Source organism: Streptomyces sp. NPDC087215 (genome assembly GCF_044744885.1).
Taxonomy (GTDB): domain Bacteria; phylum Actinomycetota; class Actinomycetes; order Streptomycetales; family Streptomycetaceae; genus Streptomyces.
The window spans coordinates 1-21712 of the sequence record NZ_JBIUZD010000010.1 but is presented as its reverse complement, the minus strand read 5'-3'; the positions used below and the strand labels follow the sequence as shown (position 1 = coordinate 21712).

Genomic DNA, 21712 nt, shown 5'->3' with positions numbered 1-21712 from the left:
CTGTCCCACATGCTCAGAGCGCTGCTGTTCATCCTGCCGCTGGCTCTGATGATCTACGCCTTCATCGACTGCCTGAACACTCCGGAGGAAGAGGTCAAGCACCTTCCCAAGCCGGTCTGGGCCATCGTCGTGCTGCTGTTCTCCTTCGTCGGGGCGATCGGCTGGATCGTCGCGGGCAAGCAGCGCAAGCCGCGCGGCCGGGGCGCCCCGGGCGGCTGGGTGGCGCCCGACGACAACCCCGAGTTCCTGAAATCGCTGCGGGAGGAGAAGCCCCGCGACGAGGCCCCGGAGGCCGCCGCCCCGCAGCGGGACGAGGACCGCCTGGAGGACTGGGAGGCCGACCTGCGCCGCCGCGAGGAAGAACTGAAGCGCCGCGAGCGCGACGGGGACCCGGAGAGCTGACGGCCCCCGGGGCCGGGCCGGGAGATCCGCCGGAGGCCCGGCCGGGCCACGGACCCGGCCGGACGGACTGCCGGAGGCCCGGCGGAACGCGGCCCCCACGGGCCGACCGACAGGTCACGGACCCCGGCGGAACGGACCCGCGAGAGCAGTCCCGCCGGTACGGCGTGCCCGGCGGCGCCCCGGCAGCGCCCCGGCAGAACGATCCACCGGAGGCCCGGCAGGCCGCAGGCCCGCCCCAGGGCAGACCCCTGACCGACGCGGGGGCCCGGCGACGGCCCGTAATCCCGGCCCGCCGGAGCCCGGCGGGCCGGGAAGTCCGGCAGGCGCCAGGGCCCCGGCGGACGGGCCGCCGCAGACCCGGGCGGAGCCCGGTCCACTGAAGTCCCGGCGGGACGCGGACCCGCGGAGACCCGCTCGGTGTCCGGTCCGGGCGGACACGGACCCGGGCGGACACGGACCCGGCGGACCGGACGCCGTCGGTCCTGGGAGCGCGGTCCGCCGAAGTCCCGGCGGGACGAGCCGCCGGATGCCCGGCGAGTCGCGGGCACGGCGGGACGCGGGCACGCGACTCGCAGGCACGGCGGGACCGGCGCCGGAAGTCCGGGCCGAACGGTCCGCCGCGGGCCCGGCGGAGCAGGTCGTCGCGGGCCCCGAGCCCGGTCGTCGCGGGCCCGGCGAAGCAGGTCGTCGCAGGTCCGGCGGACCCGGTCGTCGCAGGTCCGGTGGGTGCGCCGGAGGGGTGGAATACCTTTGGCAGAAGGCGAGTTGGCAACGGTTACCCCATGACACCGGAGCTGACATGACCTTCGACGCCACCCCTGGCGCGGACCGCTCGTTCCTCTTCGTGCTCGGCAGTTCCCGGGCCGACGGCAACTCCGAGATCCTGGCCCGCGAGGCCGCCGCGCACCTGCCCGCCGGGGTGCCCCGGCGCTGGGTGGACCTGAACCGGCTGACGCTGCCCGACTTCCAGGACGGCCGCCACGAGGTGTCCGGCCCGCCGACCGGCGAGGACGAGCGGCTGCTGCTGCGGGCCACCGAGGAGGCGACCGACGTCGTGATCGTCTCGCCGCTCTACTGGTACAGCTTCTCCGCGCAGACCAAGCGCTACCTCGACTACTGGTCGGGCTGGCTGAACATGCCGGATTCCGACTTCAAGGAGCGCATGGCGGGCGGCACCCTGTGGGGGGTGACGGCCATGGCCGACGACGACCATGTCGTCGCCGACGGTCTGACCACCTCCCTCAGCCACTCGGCGGCCTATCTGCGGATGCGGTTCGGCGGCGTCCTGACCGGGACGGCCTCCCGGCCCGGCCGCATCCGCGCCGACGAGCGGGCGCTGACCGCCGCCCGGACCTTCTTCGACCGCCCCGCGCCGCTCGCCCGCTTCCCCTACGAGGAGACCGCCGGGGCCGTCGCCTGACCCGGCGCCCCGGGCGGACCCTCCGGGCACGTGACACGGAGGGCCCTCCGGGGAAGGCTCACCCCATGGACCGGGAACAGGACCGCGCGCGGCTCGCCGTCGCCCTCGACGAGGCCCGCGCCGGACGCGCCGAGGGAGGCGTCCCGATCGGCGCCGCCCTGTACGGACCGGACGGGACGCTGCTCGGACGCGGCCACAACCGCCGGGTGCAGGACGGCGACCCGTCCGCGCACGCGGAGACCGCCGCGTTCCGGGCGGCCGGACGGCGGCGCTCGTACCGGGGGACGACGATGGTGACGACCCTCTCGCCCTGCTGGTACTGCTCCGGGCTCGTCCGGCAGTTCGGGATCTCCCGGGTGGTCGTCGGGGAGGCCGGGACCTTCCACGGCGGGCACGAGTGGCTGGCCCGGCACGGCGTCGAGGTCGTCCTGCTCGACGACCCCGAATGCGCCGCCCTGATGCGGGAGTTCACCGCCCGGCACCCCGCCCTGTGGAACGAGGACATCGGCGAGGCATGAGGCTCCGCCGAAACCTCCCGTACCGCCACAGCCGCACCACACCCCCGCAACGACTCGAAAGCAGAGTCGAAAAGGCCAAGGCTTTCCCAACACCCCGCCCATATCCTGAAGTTGACTGTGACGGGGGTAACGGGGGCACACGGGGGTGACGGATCGTGGCAAGAGATCTGTACGGCCGCGAGGCGGTCCTGGAGGACGGCGGGCTGGTGGCCCGCCTCAGCGGTCTGACCCGGGAGGGCGGCGCCCGGGTGCCGTTCGAGCACGGTGACGATCCACCGGTCACCGTCTTCACGGGCGGCCGGGGCACGGGCAAGACGGCCCTCCTGAAGGAGGTCCGCGACCGCTACAAGGGGTACACGCCGCTGGCCCTGTTCGACTGCGAGGACGTCGAGCCGCCCGCCGACCACGGCCCCGGCTGGACCCCGGTCACCGGGGCGCTCGCCGAACTCGCCGTACAGCTGTCGCCGAAGGCCCTGGGCGCCCGGCCGGTGCGGTTCCCCCGGCTCTCCCTCGGCCTGGTCGCCGTCGCCTCCCTGGCCTGGTCCCGGGAGGACGACGAGCGGGCCCGCCGCGACCTGCTGCGGCTCGGACCGCTGCTCTCGACGGTCGACGCGACCAGGGGCGCCGCCGCCAACTGGGTCGGCAAGGTCCTCGCCAAACTCGCCTCCAACTTCGCCGAGGCCGCCGCGCCGCTCGCCGGGATGCTGGCCGAGGCGACCGTGGAGACCGTCCTGGAGGAGGTCTTCGGACGCCTCCAGCGGACCTCCGAGAGCTGGTACGGGAGCTACCGCAACGCGGGCGGCAACGGCAAGGCCGGGCTCCAGCAGCTCGCGATCGACTTCGAGCAGGACGGGCGCCGACGGCGCGGGGCCGAGGACTTCCTCGTCGGCGCGCTCGTCGAGGACCTGCGCCGCTCCTACACCGGGCTCGCCCGCGGCGCCCGCGTCGGCCGTCCGCTGCTCCTCATCGACAACGCCCACGAACCCCTCGGGCGGCAGCTCGTCGAGCCGGTCCTGCGGGCCCGCGCCGAGGGCCGCCGCGACCGGACCGTCGTCCTCGCCACCTCCCGCGTCCGGGACCACGAGGGCCTGCGGCAGGCCACCCGCACCCGGCTGCCGGAGACCGCGCACCGGGCGCCCTGCCCGCGCGGGACGAGCATCGGCTCCGGCATCCTCGCCGTCGAACTGACCCCGCTCTCGCCCGCCCAGACCCGGGCCGCCTTCGACCACCGGGACCCGGCGGGCCGGACCCCCGCCGAACTCGCCCGCGCCGTCCACCGGCTGACCGGCGGACGGCCCCTCGGGGTGGCGCGGCTCAGCAGGGCGGCGGGCGAGGCTCCGGCGCACCTCAAGGCGCACCTCACCCCGGGGCTGCTGCTCGATCTGACGGTGGAGCTCCGCGAGGACTCCCCGCCGGTGCCGGTGGCCCCCGCGCTGCTCGCCGATCTCCTGCCGGTGCGGCGGCCGGGGCCGTACGCCGTGCTCGCCGCCGCCCACGACGAGGAGTCCGCCCGGATGCTGGCCCGCGCCCGGCTCCAGGGCGCGTCCCTGGACGGGGACGTGGCACTGCGGGTCCGCGATCTGCTGCGCGCCGAGGACTGGCCCGAGAGCCCCCGGCACTTCGTCGCCGACCCGCTGCTGCGGGCACTGCTGCTGCACCGGCTCCGCTTCGAGGACGGCGACCACCCCCGGTACGCGGCCTGGCACGCCGTCCACGAGACCCTGCGCCGCCACTACGGGCCCCAGCCCGGCCCGTACCGGCTCCACCACGATCTCGCGCTGGGCCGCACCGACGAGGCCGTCGGCCATCTGCGGGAGACCTTTCCCGGCCCGGACGTCCTCGGCTGGCTGGGGCGGCTGCGGTTCATCGGCTCCGCCCCCCATCCGCGCGAGCGGGGCGCCACCGGGCCCGATCCGCGCCGGGCGGCGGCCCTCGGCCAGGGGCCGCCGGGTCCGCTGCCGCCGGGGCTCGACGCCGACGGCGTGGAACTGCACCTGGCCGTACGGCGGCTGCTGCACGCCGTGTGGCTGCTGACCGATCCGCTGGCGCTGCCCGACGAGGAGGTGGCCGACCGGCTCGCGCACGAGCTGCGCCGGCTGTCCGGCCGTCATCTGACGGGCAGCGGTTCCCTCTGGGACGCGGCCACCCACTGGCCGCGTGACATCCGTGCCCGGCGGGAGCTGTCGCTGCCGCCGGGCCGCGAGGACGGAGTCTGACGTCATGCCCGACCGACTGCTCGACCCCCTGCGCCGCCGTGTCCGCACCCCTCGCCAGAAGCTCGTCGCCTCGGTCGTCGCCGCCGCTTTCGTCCTCGGGGCCGGTGGCTACGGCGTGGTCCGGCTCACCACTCCGGAGGACCGTTCCTGCGCCGCCGGGGTGGCCCGCCCGGTCGCCAGCTCCGAGTGCGTGGGCGTCAACGGCGACGGCCATGACTTCGGCGTCGCCGAACTGCGGGAGGTGGCCGGGGCCGTCCGCGCCGAGAACGCCACGCTCAAGAGCGGCGAGTACGTCACCGTCGCCGTCCTGCTGCCGCTGACCTCCACCGACGGGGGGATGCGGAACAAGGTGCTGCACGAGGTGCAGGGCGCGTACGCCGCCCAGCTCCGGGCCAACCACGAGTCCAACGGGCAGCGGCCCACGATCCGGCTGGTGCTCGCCAACACCGGCCGGGGCAACGCCCACTGGCGCACCACGGTCGATCAGGTGATATCGCTGGCCGAGGGGCCGGAGCGGCTGCGGGCCGTCTCCGGCATCGCCACCTCCTCCACCGAGATGCGGCAGGCGGTGACCGTCCTCACCAAGGCCAGGGTCGCGGTGGTCGGGACCACGATCACCGCCGACGACATCGCCAACGGCCCCGGCGGCAAGCCGTTCCCCGGGCTCGCCCGGGTCTCCCCCACCAACAGCGACGAGGCCAGGGCGCTGGCGCACTTCGGCCGGGTCGAGGCGGCCAAGGCGCTCCTCGTCCAGGACACCCGGAGCGGCGACCACTACGTCGACACCCTGAAGGCGGCCTTCGCCACGTCGCTGAAGGACGCGCCGCTGGAGCCGCTGGAGTTCACCGCCGCGAGCGATCCCACCCAGGAGGGCACCACCGCCAACACCTTCCGCAACATCACCCACATCATCTGCGACACCCGCACCGACACGGTGTTCTTCGCGGGCCGCCACACCCAGCTGCGCCAGTTCATCAACGCGCTCGGCGACCGGGGCTGTGTGGACCGCGCCTTCACGGTCCTGACCGGTGACGAGGGCTCGTACCTGGGCGCGGACGCCAAGCTCGACAAGAACGCCCTCAAGGGGAGGCTGACCGTGCGGTACGCGGCGCTCGCCCACCCCGACGCCTGGCTGCCCGGTCCCGGCCGGAAGGTCCCCGCGACGGGCGGCTCGCCCCGGGCGTACGAGGACTTCGTCCGGGACATCTCGAAGGTGACGCCGAAGGACCGGCCGGTGGCGCTCGCCGACGGGCAGGCGATCATCGCCTACGACGCCCTGACGACGGCGGTGCACGCGATCCGCCAGGCCACCCCGGACGGCGCGGCCTATCCGGCGAAGGAGGACGTGGGCAACCAGTGGCCGCAGGTCAAGGGCTCGCTGCGGGTGGCGGGCGCGAGCGGCTGGATCTGCCTGGACAACTACGGCAACCCGTACAACAAGGCGGTCCCGATCGTGCAGCTCGCCCCGGACGGCACCCAGCGCTTCGTCCAGATGGCGTGGCCGGAGGGCCGTCCGCCGACGGACACGTGCCTGCCGCCGAAGCGGGGGTGACGGCGGGGGAACGGGACCGGCCCCCGGCCTTCGGGCCGGGGGCCGGTGGTCCGGCGGTGGTGCCGGAGCGGACTCCGGCGGGCCGGATCAGACTCCGGCGTAGGAGTGCTTGCTGGTCACGAAGATGTTCACGCCGTAGTAGTTGAACAGGAAGCAGGCGAAGGCGACGAGCGCGATGTACGCGGCCTTGCGGCCCTTCCAGCCCGCCGTGGCCCGCGCGTGGAGGTACGCGGCGTAGCCGACCCAGGTGATGAAGGACCAGACCTCCTTGGCGTCCCAGCCCCAGTAGCGGCCCCAGGCGTCCCCGGCCCAGATCGCGCCCGCGATGATCGTGAACGTCCACAGCGGGAAGACGGCCGCGTTGATCCGGTAGGAGAACTTGTCGAGCGAGGCGGCCGAGGGCAGCCGCTCAAGGACCGAGCGGGCGAAGGAGCCCGGGTTCCCGCCGGTGGCGAGCTTGTTCTCGTACGAGTCGCGGAAGAGGTAGAGGACGGTGGCGACGGCCCCGAGGTAGAAGACGGCGCCGCAGAAGATCGCGGTGGAGACGTGGATCCACAGCCAGTACGAGTCGAGCGCCGGAACGAGCTGGTCGCTGGGGGTCTTCAGCCAGGTGGTGGCCACGCCCAGGTCGAGCAGGACCGTGGTGACCAGCGGCAGACCGATCCAGCGGACGTTCTTCTTGGCGAAGAGGAAGCCGAGGTACGCGCCGACCGCCACCGTGGAGAAGGTGGTGGAGAACTCGTACATGTTGCCCCAGGGGGCCCGCTGCACGGAGAACGCCCGCGCGATCACGCCGGAGGCCTCGACCAGGAAGGCCAGGACCGTGAGCGAGACGGCGATGCGGCCGTACAGATCGCCCTTGACGGTGCCGCCCGCCGCGCCGGGGCCGTCCGGCACGTCACGGGCGCCGGCCGCGGCGCGGGTGACGACCTTCGGCTTGTCGAGCACGGTGGTGCCGCCCGCCTTCTTGACCTGGACGGTCACGGCGGGGGCGGCGGTGGCGGCGCGCGGGGTGAGGGCGGCGGCGGTGCGGCCGACCTTGCTGCGGCTGCCCAGGACCCACTCGGCGATGTGGGCGAGGAAAGCCAGGGTGTAGACGGCCATCGAGGAGTAGATGAGCACGTCGCTCATCCGCGCCAGGCTCTCGTTGGTCGTGGCGGCGAGGATCACTTGTCGGCCTCTCCAGAAGGGGCAGGGTCTTCTGCGGGTTCGTCCGCGGGTTCCGGTGCGGGGGGCGCGTCCTGGGTGAGCGCGAGCGCGAGGTCTCCCAGTTCCTCGGGGAGCTTCGCGGACTCGCTGCGGCCGAGTCCGGCCATCTCGACGACGGTGACGCCGTCCTCACCCCGGACGGCCCGGACCCAGACCCGGCGCCGCTGGATGAAGAGCGAGCCGGTCAGACCGGCGATGGCGGCGATGGCGCCCGCGAGCGCCAGCCCGTTGCCGGGCTGCTGCGAGATCTGGAAGCTGGCCCACTCCCTGATGTCCTTCTCGAAGGTGATCGAGCCGGCCCCGTCGGGGAGCGTCAGGGTCTCGCCGGGCAGCAGTCGCTTGGCGAGCTTGCCGCCGGACGCGTCCGTGAACTGCTTCATCTTGGACTTGTCGAGCTGGTAGACGTTCTGCGGCAGCCCGGAGTCGACCCGCAGGTCACCGTGGTAGCCGGTGAGCGCCATGACGGGGAAGTCCAGCGCGGGGAACTGGGAGAACATCGTGCCCTGGCCCGCGCCCGCGAAGGTCGGCACGAAGAACGCCTGGAAGCCCAGCTGCTCCTTCTCGCCGTTCTTGTCGCGGTAGCCGTCCATCACCTTGATGGCGCCGGTGGACGTGACGTTGTTGTCGATGGGCAGCAGCGGCACGGCGGCGGTGTAGACGATCTTGCCGCGGCCGTCCCTGACGGTGACGACGGGGGCGTAGCCGTGGGCGATCAGATAGACCTTGGAGTCGCCGACCTTGAGGGGTTCGTTGACCCGGATGACGGCCTTGGTCGGCTCGCCGCCCCGCGTGTAGGTGACGGCCGCCTCGAAGGTGCGCGGGGTGCCGCGCTGGGGGCCGTTCTTCTCGTAGGTGCCGTCGAAGGCGTCGAGCTTGAAGCTGAACGGCTCCAGTTCCCCGATGCCGAACTGGGAGCCGGACTTGAAGTCGTCGTACTGGGTGAGCGTGTTGGAGAAGCCGTCGCCCTCGACGATCAGCTTGCCGCCCTCGGACTTGAAGAGCTGGCCCCAGGCGAAGGCGACGAGCATCACGATCAGGGCCACGTGGAAGGCCAGGTTCCCGGCCTCGCGCAGATAGCCCTTCTCGGCGGCGACCGCGTCCCCCGCGGGGTGGGAGCGGAACCGGCGGCCCTTGAGGAGGGCGAGCGCGGCGGTCCGGACCTCCTCGGGAGCGGCCTCGGTGCGCCAGGTGGTGTACGCGGGGAGCCGGTCCAGGCGCCGGGGGGCGCCCGGCGGCCGGCTGCGGAGCTGGCCGACGAACTGTCCGGTGCGCGGCACGATGCAGCCGATGAGGGAGACGAACAGCAGTATGTAGATCGCGGAGAACCACACCGAGCTGTAGACGTCGAAGAACTGGAGCTTGTCGTAGAGCGGGCTGAGCGTCTCGTGGGCCTCCTTGAAGGCCTGCACCTTCATCTCGTCCGCGCTGTTCTGCGGGACGAGGGAGCCGGGGACGGCGCCCAGGGAGAGCATGAACAGCAGGATCAGCGCGACCCGCATGGAGGTCAGCTGCCGCCAGAACCAGCGGATCCAGCCGATGACCCCGAGGACGGGGCCGCCGACGGGGGTGTCGCCCCGGTCCTCGGTGGGGGCGGTGGAGAGGTGCTCCCCGGCGTCGCCGAGGCCCTCCTGCCGCTCCGTCGTGCCGGAAGTGTCGGTCGTACTCATGGAACTCAGATCCCCACCGTGAAACCGCTGGACCAGCCCTGCATCGTGGCGACCATGCTGTCCCACACACCTGTGAGGAGCAGGACACCGGTGAGGAGCATCATGCCGCCGCCGACGCGCATCACCCACACATAGTGCTTCTTCATCCAGCCGAACGCGCCGAGCGCCTTGCGGAAGGCGACGGCGGCGAGCACGAACGGCACGCCGAGTCCGAGGCAGTACGCGAAGGCGAGTATCGCCCCGCGTCCGGCGCTGGCCTCCTGGAGGGCGAGGGCGTTGACCGAGGCGAGGGTCGGGCCGATGCACGGGGTCCAGCCGATGCCGAAGAGCGCGCCGAGCAGCGGCGCGCCGAGCAGTCCGGCGACGGGCTTCTTGTGGAAGCGGAACTCGCGCTGGGTGAACCAGGGCATCAGACCGAGGAAGAAGACGCCCATGAGGATCATGAGCACGCCGAGGATCGTGGTGAGCGTGCCCCGGTACTCCTGGAGGGTGGAGCCGAAGTAGCCGAAGAGCGCGCCGCCGGAGACGAACACGGCGGTGAAGCCGAGGACGAAGAGGAGGGCGCCCGCGGTCATCCGGCCGCGGCGCTGCTCGGCGAGGTCGGTGCCGGTGACCCCGGTGACGTAGGAGAGGTAGCCGGGGACGAGCGGGAGCACGCACGGGGAGAAGAAGGAGACCAGCCCGCCGAGGACCGCGAGGGGCAGGGCGAGCAGCAGGGCTCCGCTGGTGACGGTCTCGTTCACCGGCTCACTTCTCCTTGAGGAGCGGCTCGATCATCGAGCGGAGCTTCTCCTCGTTGAGCGCCATGAGGGAGCGGGCGGCGATCCTGCCCTCCTTGTCGAGGACGACGGTGGAGGGGATGGACTGCGGGCTGAGCGTGCCCTTGGGGAAGCCGAAGAGGATCAGTTCGCCCTGCGGGTCGTAGAGGCTGGGGTAGGTGACCCCGTAGTCCTCCTCGAAGGCGAGGGCGGGCTGCTTGTTGGGGTCGCGGGTGTTGAGGCCGACGAACTCGACGCCCCGGGCCTTGAGGTCCTTGGAGACCTTGGCGAAGTGCGGGGCCTCGGCCCGGCAGGGGGCGCACCAGGAGCCCCAGACGTTGAGGACGACGATCTTGCCCTTGAGGGAGGCGACGTCGAGCCGTTCGCCTTCGAGGGTCTCGCCGGCGAGCTTTCCGGGGGCCGCGCGTTCACCCTTGGCGACGGTGGCGATGCCGCCCGCGTTGGTCACGAAGTTGGTGTTGCCACCACCGCCGGACTTGCCGTTGCTGTCGCCGCCGCAGGCCGAGAGCGTGAGGGCGGCGGTCAGCACTCCGACGGCGAGCAGGGTGCGTCGAGGGGCACGGCTAAGGCTCATGTGAAAAGTTTCGCATGGGCGTTTGGGGGATCTTGGGCACCCCCCTACGTGCCCGGAAAGCCCCTTGTCAAGATCGCCTAAGCCGCGGGGGTGGACGAGTCGGGCGTCCGGGCGGAGGAAGGGGTGGCCGGGGTGGCCGGAGCGGGCCTCAGGAAGGCGTTCCAGCCGCCGGTCGGCTTCTGTCCGACGTCCAGGGTACGCAGTTTCGCGAGGATCTTCGGGTCCTGGACGTCGAGCCAGTCGGTGAACTGCCGGAAGGAGACGAGACGCACCTCCTTCTTTCCGGCCATTCCCTTGAGGGCTTCCTCGACGGCGTCCATGTAGATGCCGCCGTTCCACTGCTCGAAGTGGTTGCCGATGAAGAAGGGGGCGCGGTTCGAGGTGTACGCGCGGTTGAATCCGGCCAGATAGGCTCCGGCGGCCTGCTCGCGCCAGCCCTTGTAGCGCGAGGGCATCCCCTTCGTCGTGTTCTTCGACTGGTTGGCGAGCATGTTGTAGTCCATGGAGAGGACTTCGAAGGAGCGCCCGGGGAAGGGCACCGCCTGGAGGGGCAGGTCCCAGATGCCCTGGCGCTTCTCGGGCCAGACCTGTCGGCCGCCGGGCGAGCTGGCGTCGTAGCGCCAGCCGAGCCGCTTGGCGGTGGGGAGCAGCTTGTCCTGGCCGAGGAGGCAGGGGGTGCGGCCGCCGACGAGTTCCTTGGAGTAGTCGAACGGCAGCGGGTCGAGGTCGGTCCAGCCGCTGTGGGTCTTCCACTCGGTGACGAACTTCATCGCCTGGTCGATCTCGCTCTGCCACTGGGCCGGGGTCCAGTTGCCGACGGAGCCGGAGCCGCCGCAGAAGTGCCCGTTGAAGTGGGTGCCGATCTCGTGGCCCTCCAGCCACGCCTGCCGGGTGTACTTCAGGGTGTCCTTGATGTGGTCGTCGGTGAGGTAGCCGATGTCGGAGGCGCCGACGCGGTTGTTCGGCGGGCGGTAGAGGTTCTTCTTGGACTCGGGGAGGAGGTAGATCCCGGAGAGGAAGAAGGTCATCGCCGCGTCGTGGCTCTTGGCGAGTTCGAGGAAGCGGGGGAAGAGGCCGTTGCCGACCTCGCCCGCGCCGTCCCAGGAGAAGATCACGAACTGGGGCGGGGTCTGGCCGGGTTCGAGGGGGACGGGGGCGTCGGGCTGGTGCGGCTGCTTGCCGGTGTCGGCGGTGGAACCGTCGCCGATGAGCTTGACGTCGTCCTTGCCGGGGGCGGGCTTGCCCGGTCCGGTCGAGGCGTCGCCCCCCTTGCCCGGTCCGGATCGCGGCGACTTGTCCTGGCCGCCCGTACTGCACGCGGCCAGTCCCATCGCCGCAGCGGCACCGGCGCCCGCTCCGAGCAGCCCCCTTCGACTGATCCCGCTGTTCCCGCGCATGGCATCCCCATTCGAGCTGACGTACGAGATGAACGTCATCCAAACCGACAATGAGTGAGATGCCGGGAGGAACACGGAGGTTCCGGGAAATAGCACAAAAATTTTAGGGCGGTCGATTGGCATGAACACCAAACGACCGCCCCAGCACTCTGGACCGCGCGCTCCACACTGTCCAGCGGGGCCGCTCCGCGCCCCGGAACATCCGGACGTACTACGCCCCGAACGCCTTCGACTTCCCCTTCACCGGCTTCGCCCCCGCCAGCAGATGCGCCGGTACGAGGTCCCGGGCGGGCTCGCTGTAACCGACCGAGACGATCTTGTCGCCCCGGTACGTGAACGAGGTCAGCGAGGCCAGCGTGCACTGCCGCCGCCGCGGGTCGTGCCACAGCCGCCGCTTCTCCACGAAGCTGCGGACGATCCAGATCGGCAGCTGATGGCTGACGCAGACCGCCTCGTGGCCCCGGGCCGCGTCCTTCGCCGCGTCCAGCGCGCCCATCATGCGGACGACCTGCTCGACGTACGGCTCGCCCCAGGACGGCTGGAACGGATTGGTGAGGTGCTTCCAGTTCCCCGGCTTGCGCAGGGCCCCGTCACCGACGCCGAAGGTCTTGCCCTCGAAGACGTTCGCCGCCTCGATCAGCCGCTCGTCGCTCGCCAGGTCCAGGCCGTGCGTCTTCGCCACCGGCGCCGCCGTCTCCCGCGCCCGCTCCAGCGGGGAGGCGACGACGTACGTGATGTCCCGGTCCGCCAGCGACTCGGCGACCCGGTCCGCCATCTTCCGGCCCAGCTCCGACAGGTGGTAGCCGGGGCGGCGCCCGTAGAGGACACCCTCCGGGTTGTGCACCTCGCCGTGCCGCATCAGATGGACGACGGTGATGTCCTCGGCGCCCTTCGGGGTCTCCTTCACCGGAGCGCCCTCCCGCTCCTCTTCGGTCCGCGCGCGCTCGCTCATGCCGTCGCCTCCGCGGCGGCGCGGGCGGCGGCGGGCAGCGCGGCGGCGATCCGCTCGATCGCCCGCTCGTCGTGGGAGGCCGACACGAACCAGGACTCGAACGCGGACGGCGGCAGGTACACCCCGTCGGCCAGCATCGAGTGGAAGAAGGCATTGAAACGGAAGGCTTCCTGCCGCTTCGCCTCGTCGTAGTTCCGCACCTCGTCGGCGGTGAAGAACACCGAGAACATGTTGGACGCGGTCTGCAGCCGGTGCGCCACGCCCTCCTTCGCCAGAGCGCTCGTGACCAGGCCCTGGATCTCCGCCGAGACCGCGTTCACCCGCGCGTACGCCGGGTCGTCGAGCAGCCGCAGCTGCGCGAGACCGGCGGCCGTCGCGACCGGGTTCCCGGAGAGCGTGCCCGCCTGGTAGACCGGACCGGCCGGGGCCAGATGGCCCATGACGTCGGCCCGCCCGCCGAACGCGGCGGCCGGGAAGCCACCGCCCATGACCTTGCCGAAGGTCAGCAGGTCGGCCTTGACACCGTCCACGCCGTACCAGCCCGCCCGCGAGGTGCGGAAACCGGTCATCACCTCGTCGGAGACGTACAGCGCGCCGTTCTCCCGGCACAGGTCCGCGAGCCCCTGGTTGAAACCGGGCAGCGGCGGCACCACACCCATGTTGCCGGGCGAGGCCTCCGTGATGACACAGGCGATCTCGCCCGGGTGCGCGGCGAACGCGGCCCGCACGGCCTCCAGGTCGTTGTAGGGGAGCACGATCGTGTCCCCGGCCTGCGCCCCGGTCACGCCCGGGGTGTCGGGCAGCCCCAGGGTGGCCACCCCGGAACCGGCCGAGGCCAGCAGCGCGTCGACATGTCCGTGGTAGCAGCCCGCGAACTTGACGACCTTCGCGCGCCCGGTGAACCCGCGGGCCAGCCGGATCGCGGACATCGTCGCCTCCGTGCCGGAGGAGACCAGACGCACCTGCTCGACCGGCTCGACCCGCGCGACGATCTCCTCGGCGAGCGCCACCTCGCCCTCGCCGGGCGTCCCGAAGGAGGTCCCCCGGCCCACGGCCTCCCGCACCGCCGCCGTGACCTCGGGATGCGCGTGGCCGAGGATCATCGGACCCCACGAGCAGACGAGGTCGACGTACTCCCGCCCGTCCGCGTCGGTGAGGTAGGGACCGGAACCGGACACCATGAACCGGGGCGTTCCGCCCACGGCCCGGAAGGCACGCACCGGTGAGTTCACGCCGCCGGGCGTCACGAGGGACGCGCGGTCGAAAAGCGTCTGTGAGACTGGGGCTTCGTATGAATACGGCACTGTGATCCTGACCTGCGAGAACGACTGAGGGCACGACATCGGGAACGGACGGACGGTGCGGACACCCCCGGTATCACGCCGGGGCGTTCGCCCTCCGCGTCTGCGAAACTGGGGCGACATGGGGATGACTCACGGAATCCATGGTGTCAGAGGCCACGGCGTTCTTGCGGACAGGTGTTTCACCGTACGAACGCGGGGGAGGTCACTGACACGATGATCGGGTCGCGCGGCGGGGTCGTGTTGCCGAGAAGAAGCAGTCGGGTGGAGATATGCATCGCGGTGGCGGACCGGGCGAGGGGACGGACGATCTGGGTCCGGAGTCTGCCCGGCGGGGGAGACACCGGCGCCGGCGGACCGAGGACCCGACGGCGGGCGGGCAGGGGGGCGCCGCGGGCGCCCCTGGCGAGCCGGCCCCCCGAAGCAGGAGCGGCCGGTTGGGAGTGACCTACAAGTACTTCGGCGCGCCCAACGGCGCCACGGCGGCCCGCGTCCCGATCTCCATGCGGCCCGAGGAGCTCGGCGGCGACGAGCTGGGCATGGGCGGCATGTTCAGCAAGATCAAACCGGAGACCATAGCCGCGATGGTCCTCACCGGCATCCAGGGAATGCCCCTGCACAAGGTGCCGCCCCTGGAACTGGTGGTGCTGCACCCGGACTACGCGGTGGTGAGACTGCCGATGACCGTGGTCGACCCGCTGCGCGGGATCGGCGAGGAGTCGGTGGGCGCCGCGGCCTTCATCTGGTCCACGGTCCCGGACCGGGGCGGCCCGCGCGACGCGTTCGACGTCTACCAGTTGCTCCACGAGTGGCAGGACTTCTCGGTCCGCCTCCACGAGGCGGGCCACCAGCCGTACTGCCTGGTGTGGCCCTGACGGCGGACGGGCGGGCCCGGCCGGTGCGGGACCGGTGTCCGGGCGGGGCCCGGTCCGGCGCGCCGGGACCATGAGCCCGGGACGTCCCGGACCCGGGGTCCCGGGCGGCTCGGACCCGGGTGCGCCCGGCCGTCCCTGACCCGGGCGGGTGCCGCGCGTCTCCGACCCCGGGCCGGGGCGTCCCGGCCCCGGGTAGGTCCGGCCGTCCCTGACCCGGGCGGGTCCGGCGTGTCCCGGACCCTGTGCCCGGCCCTCTCCGACCCTCGCGGGTCCGGTCGTCTCAGACACGGCCCTCCGCCTCCCGCGCCGCCTTCGCCCGCTCGGCGGCCAGCTCACGGGCCGAGGCCAGCCGGTACGGCACGTCGATCGTGACGACGTTCTTCATGAACAGCAGCCGGGCCTTGAGCCGCAGCGCGCTCTGGTTGTGCAGCGGCTGCTCCCACCAGCGCCCCACCACGTACTCGGGGATGACCACCGAGAGCACCGCGTCCCCCGTGCGCTCGGGCGCCTCCCTGACGTGCCGCAGCACCGGCTGGACGATCGAGCGGTACGGGGAGCTGAGCACCCGCAGCGGTACGCCGATGCCGTGCGCGTCCCAGCTCGCCCGGAGCGCCTCCGCCTCCGCCGGGTCCTCCGCCACGGTGACGGCGGTGAGCGACGCGGGACGCAGGGTCAGGGCGTAGGACAGCGCCCGGAGGCTGGGCGCGTTGACCGAGGCGACCAGGACCAGGACGTGGTTCTCGGCGAGGGCGCGGGGCCGGGCGCCGGCCTCCACGGCGACCTCGGCGGCGACGGCGTCGTAGTGCCGCCGCACCCCCTTCATCCCCGCGAAGAGCAGCGGCATCGCGAGGACGACGATCCAGGCACCGTGGGTGAACTTGGTGATGAGGACGATCACGAGGACCACCGCCGTCAGACAGGCGCCGAAGGCGTTGACGGTGAGGCGGCGCCGGATGTTGTGACGGTCCGCGGCCCCGGCGGGCGTGGCGAGTTCCCGCCGCCAGTGCTTGACCATGCCCGCCTGGGAAAGGGTGAAGGAGACGAAGACGCCGAGGATGTAGAGCTGGATGAGGCGGGTCAGCTCCGCGTCGAAGGCGACGATCAGGACGATCGCGGCGAGCGCGAGGAGGACGACGCCGTTGGAGTAGACGAGCCGGTCGCCGCGGTGGACGAGCTGCCGGGGCGCGTAGCGGTCGCGGGCGAGGACGGACGCGAGCATCGGGAAGCCGTTGAAGGCGGTGTTGGCCGCCAGGACCAGGACGCCCGCGGTGACGGCCTGGAGCAGATAGAAGAGGACGTGCCAGTCGCCGAAGGTGGCCCGTCCGATCTGGGCGAGCGCGGTGGACATCGGAGTGCCGGGGGCGAGCCCGAGTTCCGTGGGGTCCTCGGCGACATGGACCTCGTAGACCATGGCGAGCACCGTGATCCCGAAGAACATGGTCACGGAGAGCCCGCCCATGATCGCGAGCGTCATGGCCGCGTTGCGGCTCTTCGGCCTGGCGAACGCGGGTACGCCGTTGCTGACGGCCTCGACCCCGGTGAGCGCGGTGCAGCCGGAGGCGAAGGCGCGCAGCGCGAGCAGCACCAGCGCGACCCCGGAGTAGGTGGAGACCGCCTCGACGGGCAGCCGGGCGGACTCGGCACGGATCGCCGTACCGGTCGCCGTACGGACCGCGGCCACCACGAACATCAGATGGACGACCCCGATGAAGGCGTACGTGGGGAGCGCGAACCAGCGCCCCGACTCCCGTACCCCGCGCAGGTTCATCCAGGCCAGGACGGCGACGAAGAAGACCGAGAGGGCCACGGCGTGCCCGTCGAGCGAGGGGACCGCCGAGGTGATCGCGGCGACCCCCGAGACGACGGAGACGGCGACGGTCATCACGTAGTCGATGAGCAGCGCGGACGCGGCGGTGAGCGCGGCGGTCCGCCCGAGGTTCTCGGAGGAGACGACATAGGCGCCGCCCCCGCCCGGATAGGCGTAGCAGGTCTGCCGGTAGGAGGCGACGACGACCAGGAGCAGGACGACGATGCCGGTCGCCGCGTACCAGGCGAGATGGAGCACCGCGAGGCCGCCGAGCGCGAGGATCAGCAGGATCTCCTCGGTGGCGTACGCGACGGAGGAGAGCGGGTCGCTGCAGAAGACCGGCAGCGCGACCCGCTTCGGCAGCAGGGTCTCCCCGAGCCGGCCGCTGTCCAACGGACGACCGACCAGCAGGCGTTTCGCCGCACTTCCAGCTCTCATAAGTGATGAAGTTAGGACGAATGGTATGTAATGCGCGGAAGCCGCGCCCTGGGAACCCCGTACGCCTCGGGGACGCCCGCACGAGGAAGGAACTGGCCGTGAGCGGAGCAGCAGAGACCCGGGAAGCCCGGGAGTCCCGGGGAGTACGGGGGCCCCGGGACGCGCGGTCGTCCGGCGCGCCCCTGCAGATCGGGGAGGTCGCCACCCGGACCGAACTCCCCCTGCGCACCATCCGTCAGTACGAGGACAGCGGTCTGGTCGTGCCGTCCGCCGCCTCGCCGGGCGGGTTCCCGCTCTATACGGACGCCGATGTGGACCGGCTCATGGTGGTCCGCCGGATGAAGCCGCTCGGCTTCACCCTCGACGAGACCCGTGAGCTGCTGGCCGCAGTGGACCGGCTGACCGCCGAGCGCGCGGGCACGGACACGGAGCTGGAACCGGAGGAGCGGGCCGCGCTCCTGGCCCGCGTCCGGCGGTACGAGCGGGCCGCGGCGGAGCGGGTCGCCGAACTGCGGGCGCAGTTGGGCCGCGCCGAGGAGTTCGCCGACTCGCTCCGCCGCACCCGTCTCACGGCGGTACCGGTCTGACCGGGGTCCGGCCGGTCAGCGGGTGAGCGTCCGGGCCAGCTCGTGGAAGAAGCGCGCGTAGGCGGCGGGGCTGGGCGGGGTCTCGGGGTTCCAGGCGGTGCGCGGGACGTCCGAGAGGGGCCCGTCGGGCGGAGTGGCGTGGGCCCGGCTGTCGAAGAGGACCAGGCCGGGCCGGAGCTCGGCGGCGCGGGCCCAGTCGGCGGTGAGCCAGTTGGCCCCGGGGCCCGGCCCCGGGTCGAGCAGCCGTACGCCCAGCTCGGCGAGGCGCGCCAGCTCGGGCCAGGCGTCCGGGCGGGCCAGGTGCACCTGCTCGGGACCGGCGCCGGAGAGCGCGAGCACGGTGACCCCGCCCCGCCCGGCGGCCTCCCGCAGCGCCCGTTCGGCGGCGGGCAGGGCGGTGGCGGACGGGGTGGCTGCGGGCGGGGCGGTGGTGGCGGGGGTGACGGGCGGGGCGGGGGTGGGTTCCGCCCCGCCGCTCCTTCCGCCGGGATCCGGTCGAGCGCCCAGACCGGTGGCGAGCGCCGCGAACCGGTCGAGGATCGCCCCGAGGGTGAGCTCGCCGCCGACGGAGAGCGCCACGAGCGGTACCCCGAGCCGCTCGGCGACGGCCTCGTCGAGCGCGTACGGGCTCTTCCCGTCATAGGTCACGTCGACGAGCACGTCCGGCCGCAGCGACCGCAACCGCTCCTCGTCCAGGGTCCGGCCCGGCCCGAGGTACGTCACGGCCGCCGCCCCGAGCCCGCCCTCCTTCGCGGGGTCGAGGACCTCCCCGTCGTGCCCGGAGCCGTACACGGCGACCGGTGTCACCCCCAGATCGCAGAGGGCCGCCCCGGCCCGTACGTACGCCACCACCCGTCGCGGGACGCGGGCCGCCCCCAGCTCCGTACCCCTGTCGTCCGTGAATCCCCATGTCTGAGTACCGGACATGCGGCTACTCCCTCCCCGGCCGGAACGTGCCTCTTCCGCCACCTTGGAACGGCTGCCCGGCCCGCACAAGAGGGCCTGTCGTCCGGTGGTGGACATCCGGCCCGGGACCAAGGTCCCGGGACCCCCTGCCGAAAGTCCTCCCCTGTGGTGTTAACTGAACAGGTCGGGAGGAAGCAGTAGGAATCGTTCGTGCCTCCGTGCCCGCGCGCCACCTGCCGGGGCGCGCCACGCGCGGGCGGCCTCTCGCTCTGGAGTGAGCCATGTCCTTGCCCGGCCAGTTCTCCGACCCCCGTGTCCTCACCCTGTTCGGCCTGCTCGCCGTCTCGACGGTGGTGTGGCTGTCGCTCGGTCTGCGCTCCCGCGCCCGCCGCGACCGGGCGGGCATCCCGCTGGAGCGGGTGTGGCACCCGCTGGAGTCGACGGCCCTGACGCCTGCGGAGGAACACGCCTTCGGCCAGGTCGTCTCCCGGCTCGCCCCGGGCCGGGCGGGCCGCCTCCGCTGACTTCGGGGGCGGGTACCGAAGCCGGTCCGGGAGCAGGACCGACGCCGGGTGCCCGGGGGGACCGTGAACGCGACCGGATCCCGGAGGAGCGCCGACCGGGCGGCCAGATTTCCGGCGGCGCTCAGACGTCCCCGGTCCTGCTCTCCGTGCTCCATCAGCACTCCCTGGTCACTGCCTGGTCACTCCCTGATCCCCCTCGGTCGTTCTCAGTCGCTCTCAGTCGTCGCGGAGGCGCGGGTCCCGGACGGGCGCGGATCGTGGGTCGCGGCGGGTCGCGGGGCGCGGCCGGTCGTCGCGAGCAGCCGTTCGAAGGCGGTGGCGTCGGCGGGCGGCTCGACCGCCTCCCCGAAGACACCGGCCTTCCGGGCCATCGGCGCCATCCCCTCCACCTCCTCGGCGAGTCCCTCGACCACGGCCGGATCGGGCTCGAAGCGGCGCCCGGTGGCGCGGGCGAGGTCCCAGGCGTGCACGGTGAGGTCGAGCAGCACCATGCAGCCGACGGTCCGCGCGGGCAGGCCGAGGGACCCGGTGGTGCCCTCGTCGGCGCCGGGCGCCGACCAGGCGTCCACCAGCTTCCCGGTCTCGTCCTCGAAGCGGTCGCGCCAGTCGGCGTCGGCGAGCCGGTCCGGGGCGCCGGAGAAGTCGGCGGACCGCTTGGCGGCGAGGGCCCGGAAGTTCACCACGACGTCGAAGAGGTGGTTCAGGAGGGCGCGGACGTCGTACTCGGCACACGGCGTGGGCGCGCCCAGAGCCGTGTCGGGGGTGTCCCTGACGAGGGGCACGGCGTGCGCGGCGGCGGTACGGAGGAGGGCGCCGACGCGGGGCGGGTCGTTGTTCGTCATGAGACCGACGTTCCGAGAACATGCCCACGGCCGTCTTGAAGAAACGCGCCAGACCGAAACTTGTCCCGCGCACGGCCCAGTACGGAGGGGGACGGGGAGGTAGGACGTGGAGCGGGGGCAGGGGCGGGAACGGAGGCGGAGGCGGAGGCGGAGGCGGAGGCGGAGGCGGAGGCGGAGGCGGAGGCGGAGGCGGAGGCGGAGGCGCCGCGAGGCTCGGGCGCGGCCTCGGGGACGCGCCTGGCATCGAAGGATGGCTGATTCCGCTCCTCGCCGGGACACACGGGGGCATCGTCGACCCCGCCGAACTGCTCGCCCGGGTCCGTTTCCGGCGGCACACCCCGGCGCCGGAACCGCGCCCCTATCTGGAGCACTACTGGCTGATCGACTGGGATCTCGACCAGCCGTACGTCAGCCATCTCGTCCCGCACCCGTCGGTGAACGTCGTCTTCCAGCGGTACGGTCCGATCGGCGCCCCCACGGCCTCGGCGCACGCGTCCGCCGATGTGTCGGGCATCGGGCGCGGCCTGTTCGCCCAGGAACTGGCGGGGTCCGGCCGGGTCCGCGGGGCGCAGTTCCGGCCCGGCGGCTTCCGGCCGTTCGCGCCCGCGTGGCCGGTGTCGGCGTGGACCGGCCGCCGGGTCCCGTCGGCCGAGGTGTTCCCGCAGGGGCCGGGCTCGCCGGACCCCCTGTCCCGGATCCTCTCCCCCCGACGCGGACCACGCGCGCGTGGCGGCACTCGCCGCGTTCCTGCTGACCCATGGTCCCGTCCCCGATCCGGCCGCCGACCGGGCCATGGAACTGGTCGATCTGATCCGCACGGACCGGACGGTCCGCAGGGTCTCCCGGCTGGCGGCCCCGTCGGGCCTGTCGGCGCGCTCGCTCCAGCGGCTGTTCGCGTCCCACGTGGGCGTGGGGCCGAAGTGGGTGATCCTCCGGTACCGCGTCCATGAGGCCCTGGAACGCGCCGGGGCGGCGCGGGCTCCGGAAGGGCCGGACTGGGCGGGGATCGCGGCGGAACTGGGCTACAGCGACCAGGCCCCTCTCGTACGGGACTTCACGGCGACGGTCGGGGTGCCGCCGACCGCGTACGCCCGGGGGCTGTCAGACCCCTGACCTACCGTACGAACATGGAGAACGCCATCTCATCAGTACGTCTCGAAGCCTGGTCCGAGGACGACGCCGAGCTGCTGCGCGCCCTGAACGCACCGGAACTGACGGAGCATCTCGGCGGCCCGGAGACCGAGGAGCAGCTCGTCCGGCGCCACCGTCGCTATGTGGGCCTGAGCGCGGACGGCACGGGCGCGGGGCGGATGTTCCGGATCGCACTGGAGCCGGAGGGGACCGTGGCGGGCAGCATCGGTTTCTGGGTGCGCGGCGGGGAGGGCGAGCCGGTGTACGAGACCGGGTGGAGCGTGCTGCCGGGCTTCCAGGGCCGGGGCGTGGCGACGGCCGCCACGCGCGCGGTGGCCGTCGAGGCCAAGCGCGCGGGCCTGCACCGCTTCCTGCACGCGTACCCCTCGACGGGGAACGCGCCGTCGAACGCGGTGTGCCGCAAGGCCGGGTTCGAGCTGCTCGGTGAGCGGGACTTCGAGTACCCGCCGGGCCACCTGATGCGCTGCAACGACTGGCGGCTCGACCTGACGGGCCCGCTCTAAAGCGTGTTGCAGAAGGTTGTGTCTGGGCAGGTCAGGGCCGGTTTCGGGCTGGTCTGGTCATGCTGCCATGGCGAGGTTGTGCATGTGGGCG

The 21712-nt window shown here is 72.8% G+C and carries 19 protein-coding genes and 1 pseudogene; 10 read left to right on the top strand and 10 right to left on the bottom strand.

From position 1 onward, the window contains the following. The first annotated feature begins 9 nt into the window (after window positions 1–9). The 5 genes from ACIO92_RS23705 (at window position 10) to ACIO92_RS23685 (ending at window position 6108) form a co-directional block, all read left to right on the top strand. Entirely contained in the window at window positions 10–402 is a 393-nt protein-coding gene (locus ACIO92_RS23705) for a PLD nuclease N-terminal domain-containing protein (RefSeq protein WP_366443140.1), read from the top strand. 799 nt (window positions 403–1201) lie between these two features. Then, on the top strand, window positions 1202–1822 hold the full coding sequence (locus tag ACIO92_RS23700) for an NAD(P)H-dependent oxidoreductase (RefSeq protein WP_366443139.1): 621 nt from the start codon (window positions 1202–1204) through the stop codon (window positions 1820–1822). Window positions 1823–1887: 65 nt separating this feature from the next. Then, window positions 1888–2340 carry a nucleoside deaminase gene (locus ACIO92_RS23695; RefSeq protein WP_366443138.1) on the top strand — a complete coding sequence of 151 codons (453 nt, stop codon included), beginning with the start codon at window positions 1888–1890 and terminating at the stop codon, window positions 2338–2340. A 155-nt stretch (window positions 2341–2495) separates the two neighbouring features. Beyond that, complete coding sequence (locus ACIO92_RS23690) at window positions 2496–4556, top strand: hypothetical protein (protein WP_402283261.1); 2061 nt, start codon at window positions 2496–2498, stop codon at window positions 4554–4556. 4 nt (window positions 4557–4560) lie between these two features. Beyond that, window positions 4561–6108 carry a hypothetical protein gene (locus tag ACIO92_RS23685; RefSeq protein ID WP_402283263.1) on the top strand — a complete coding sequence of 516 codons (1548 nt, stop codon included), beginning with the start codon at window positions 4561–4563 and terminating at the stop codon, window positions 6106–6108. Between the two features lie 87 nt (window positions 6109–6195). On the opposite strand, the gene ccsB is transcribed toward ACIO92_RS23685, so the two are convergent. The 7 genes from ccsB to hemL form a co-directional block, all read right to left on the bottom strand. Next, entirely contained in the window at window positions 6196–7278 is a 1083-nt protein-coding gene (ccsB, locus tag ACIO92_RS23680) for a c-type cytochrome biogenesis protein CcsB (RefSeq protein WP_366443135.1), read from the bottom strand. Next, window positions 7275–8984: a cytochrome c biogenesis protein ResB gene (locus tag ACIO92_RS23675; RefSeq protein ID WP_366443134.1), complete on the bottom strand. Its 1710-nt coding sequence runs from the start codon at window positions 8982–8984 to the stop codon at window positions 7275–7277. The genes ccsB and ACIO92_RS23675 overlap by 4 nt, the downstream gene beginning before the upstream one ends. A gap of 5 nt (window positions 8985–8989) precedes the next feature. Next, window positions 8990–9727: a cytochrome c biogenesis protein CcdA gene (locus ACIO92_RS23670; RefSeq protein ID WP_366443133.1), complete on the bottom strand. Its 738-nt coding sequence runs from the start codon at window positions 9725–9727 to the stop codon at window positions 8990–8992. A gap of 4 nt (window positions 9728–9731) precedes the next feature. Continuing rightward, window positions 9732–10337, bottom strand: coding sequence for a TlpA disulfide reductase family protein (locus ACIO92_RS23665; RefSeq protein WP_366443132.1), 606 nt, complete (start codon window positions 10335–10337; stop codon window positions 9732–9734). 77 nt (window positions 10338–10414) lie between these two features. Next, window positions 10415–11773 carry a hypothetical protein gene (locus ACIO92_RS23660; RefSeq protein WP_402283265.1) on the bottom strand — a complete coding sequence of 453 codons (1359 nt, stop codon included), beginning with the start codon at window positions 11771–11773 and terminating at the stop codon, window positions 10415–10417. Window positions 11774–11945: 172 nt separating this feature from the next. Next, entirely contained in the window at window positions 11946–12593 is a 648-nt protein-coding gene (locus tag ACIO92_RS23655) for a histidine phosphatase family protein (RefSeq protein WP_366443280.1), read from the bottom strand. Window positions 12594–12682: 89 nt separating this feature from the next. Further along, the gene (gene hemL / locus ACIO92_RS23650) at window positions 12683–14029 is read right to left on the bottom strand and encodes a glutamate-1-semialdehyde 2,1-aminomutase (RefSeq protein ID WP_402283267.1); all 1347 of its coding nucleotides are present in this window, start codon (window positions 14027–14029) and stop codon (window positions 12683–12685) included. Window positions 14030–14259: 230 nt separating this feature from the next. Here hemL and ACIO92_RS23645 point away from each other — a divergent pair, with 230 nt between their 5' ends. Further along, window positions 14260–14862, top strand: coding sequence for a hypothetical protein (locus tag ACIO92_RS23645; protein WP_366443130.1), 603 nt, complete (start codon window positions 14260–14262; stop codon window positions 14860–14862). A gap of 280 nt (window positions 14863–15142) precedes the next feature. Here ACIO92_RS23645 and ACIO92_RS23640 read toward each other — a convergent pair whose 3' ends face one another. Next, entirely contained in the window at window positions 15143–17107 is a 1965-nt protein-coding gene (locus ACIO92_RS23640; RefSeq protein ID WP_366443129.1) for an APC family permease, read from the bottom strand. 182 nt (window positions 17108–17289) lie between these two features. On the opposite strand from ACIO92_RS23640, the gene ACIO92_RS23635 reads away from it, so the two are divergent. Continuing rightward, entirely contained in the window at window positions 17290–17694 is a 405-nt protein-coding gene (locus ACIO92_RS23635) for a MerR family transcriptional regulator (protein WP_366443279.1), read from the top strand. Between the two features lie 15 nt (window positions 17695–17709). Here ACIO92_RS23635 and ACIO92_RS23630 read toward each other — a convergent pair whose 3' ends face one another. Then, window positions 17710–18621: an ABC transporter substrate-binding protein gene (locus ACIO92_RS23630; protein WP_402283269.1), complete on the bottom strand. Its 912-nt coding sequence runs from the start codon at window positions 18619–18621 to the stop codon at window positions 17710–17712. Window positions 18622–18881: 260 nt separating this feature from the next. Between ACIO92_RS23630 and ACIO92_RS23625 the strand changes: the two genes are divergently transcribed. Then, window positions 18882–19124 (top strand): hypothetical protein, encoded by a 243-nt coding sequence (locus ACIO92_RS23625; RefSeq protein WP_402060410.1) that lies wholly within the window; start codon window positions 18882–18884, stop codon window positions 19122–19124. A gap of 206 nt (window positions 19125–19330) precedes the next feature. Here the strand turns inward: ACIO92_RS23625 and ACIO92_RS23620 are convergent, their stop codons facing one another. After that, window positions 19331–19966 carry a TIGR03086 family metal-binding protein gene (locus ACIO92_RS23620; RefSeq protein ID WP_402283271.1) on the bottom strand — a complete coding sequence of 212 codons (636 nt, stop codon included), beginning with the start codon at window positions 19964–19966 and terminating at the stop codon, window positions 19331–19333. A gap of 250 nt (window positions 19967–20216) precedes the next feature. On the opposite strand from ACIO92_RS23620, the pseudogene ACIO92_RS23615 reads away from it, so the two are divergent. Together ACIO92_RS23615 and ACIO92_RS23610 are read left to right on the top strand one after the other, a co-directional pair. Continuing rightward, window positions 20217–21079, top strand: a pseudogene (locus ACIO92_RS23615) (DUF6597 domain-containing transcriptional factor). Window positions 21080–21093: 14 nt separating this feature from the next. Further along, a complete protein-coding gene (locus ACIO92_RS23610; protein ID WP_402060407.1) occupies window positions 21094–21621 on the top strand; it encodes a GNAT family N-acetyltransferase in 528 nt (175 codons plus the stop codon). Window positions 21622–21712 lie beyond the last annotated feature (91 nt).

Excerpts from the sequence above, each read along its gene's own strand:
- ACIO92_RS23705 (WP_366443140.1), top strand. The coding sequence starts at position 10 with ATGCTCAGAGCGCTGCTGTTCATCCTGCCGCTGGCTCTGATGATCTAC.
- ACIO92_RS23700 (WP_366443139.1), top strand. The coding sequence starts at position 1,202 with ATGACCTTCGACGCCACCCCTGGCGCGGACCGCTCGTTCCTCTTCGTG.
- ACIO92_RS23695 (WP_366443138.1), top strand. The coding sequence starts at position 1,888 with ATGGACCGGGAACAGGACCGCGCGCGGCTCGCCGTCGCCCTCGACGAG.
- ACIO92_RS23685 (WP_402283263.1), top strand. The coding sequence starts at position 4,561 with ATGCCCGACCGACTGCTCGACCCCCTGCGCCGCCGTGTCCGCACCCCT.
- ACIO92_RS23675 (WP_366443134.1), bottom strand. The coding sequence starts at position 8,984 with ATGAGTACGACCGACACTTCCGGCACGACGGAGCGGCAGGAGGGCCTC.
- ACIO92_RS23665 (WP_366443132.1), bottom strand. The coding sequence starts at position 10,337 with ATGAGCCTTAGCCGTGCCCCTCGACGCACCCTGCTCGCCGTCGGAGTG.
- ACIO92_RS23660 (WP_402283265.1), bottom strand. The coding sequence starts at position 11,773 with ATGACGTTCATCTCGTACGTCAGCTCGAATGGGGATGCCATGCGCGGG.
- ACIO92_RS23655 (WP_366443280.1), bottom strand. The coding sequence starts at position 12,593 with ATGCGGCACGGCGAGGTGCACAACCCGGAGGGTGTCCTCTACGGGCGC.
- hemL (WP_402283267.1), bottom strand. The coding sequence starts at position 14,029 with ATGTCGTGCCCTCAGTCGTTCTCGCAGGTCAGGATCACAGTGCCGTAT.
- ACIO92_RS23645 (WP_366443130.1), top strand. The coding sequence starts at position 14,260 with ATGCATCGCGGTGGCGGACCGGGCGAGGGGACGGACGATCTGGGTCCG.
- ACIO92_RS23640 (WP_366443129.1), bottom strand. The coding sequence starts at position 17,107 with ATGAGAGCTGGAAGTGCGGCGAAACGCCTGCTGGTCGGTCGTCCGTTG.
- ACIO92_RS23630 (WP_402283269.1), bottom strand. The coding sequence starts at position 18,621 with ATGTCCGGTACTCAGACATGGGGATTCACGGACGACAGGGGTACGGAG.
- ACIO92_RS23625 (WP_402060410.1), top strand. The coding sequence starts at position 18,882 with ATGTCCTTGCCCGGCCAGTTCTCCGACCCCCGTGTCCTCACCCTGTTC.
- ACIO92_RS23620 (WP_402283271.1), bottom strand. The coding sequence starts at position 19,966 with ATGACGAACAACGACCCGCCCCGCGTCGGCGCCCTCCTCCGTACCGCC.
- ACIO92_RS23610 (WP_402060407.1), top strand. The coding sequence starts at position 21,094 with ATGGAGAACGCCATCTCATCAGTACGTCTCGAAGCCTGGTCCGAGGAC.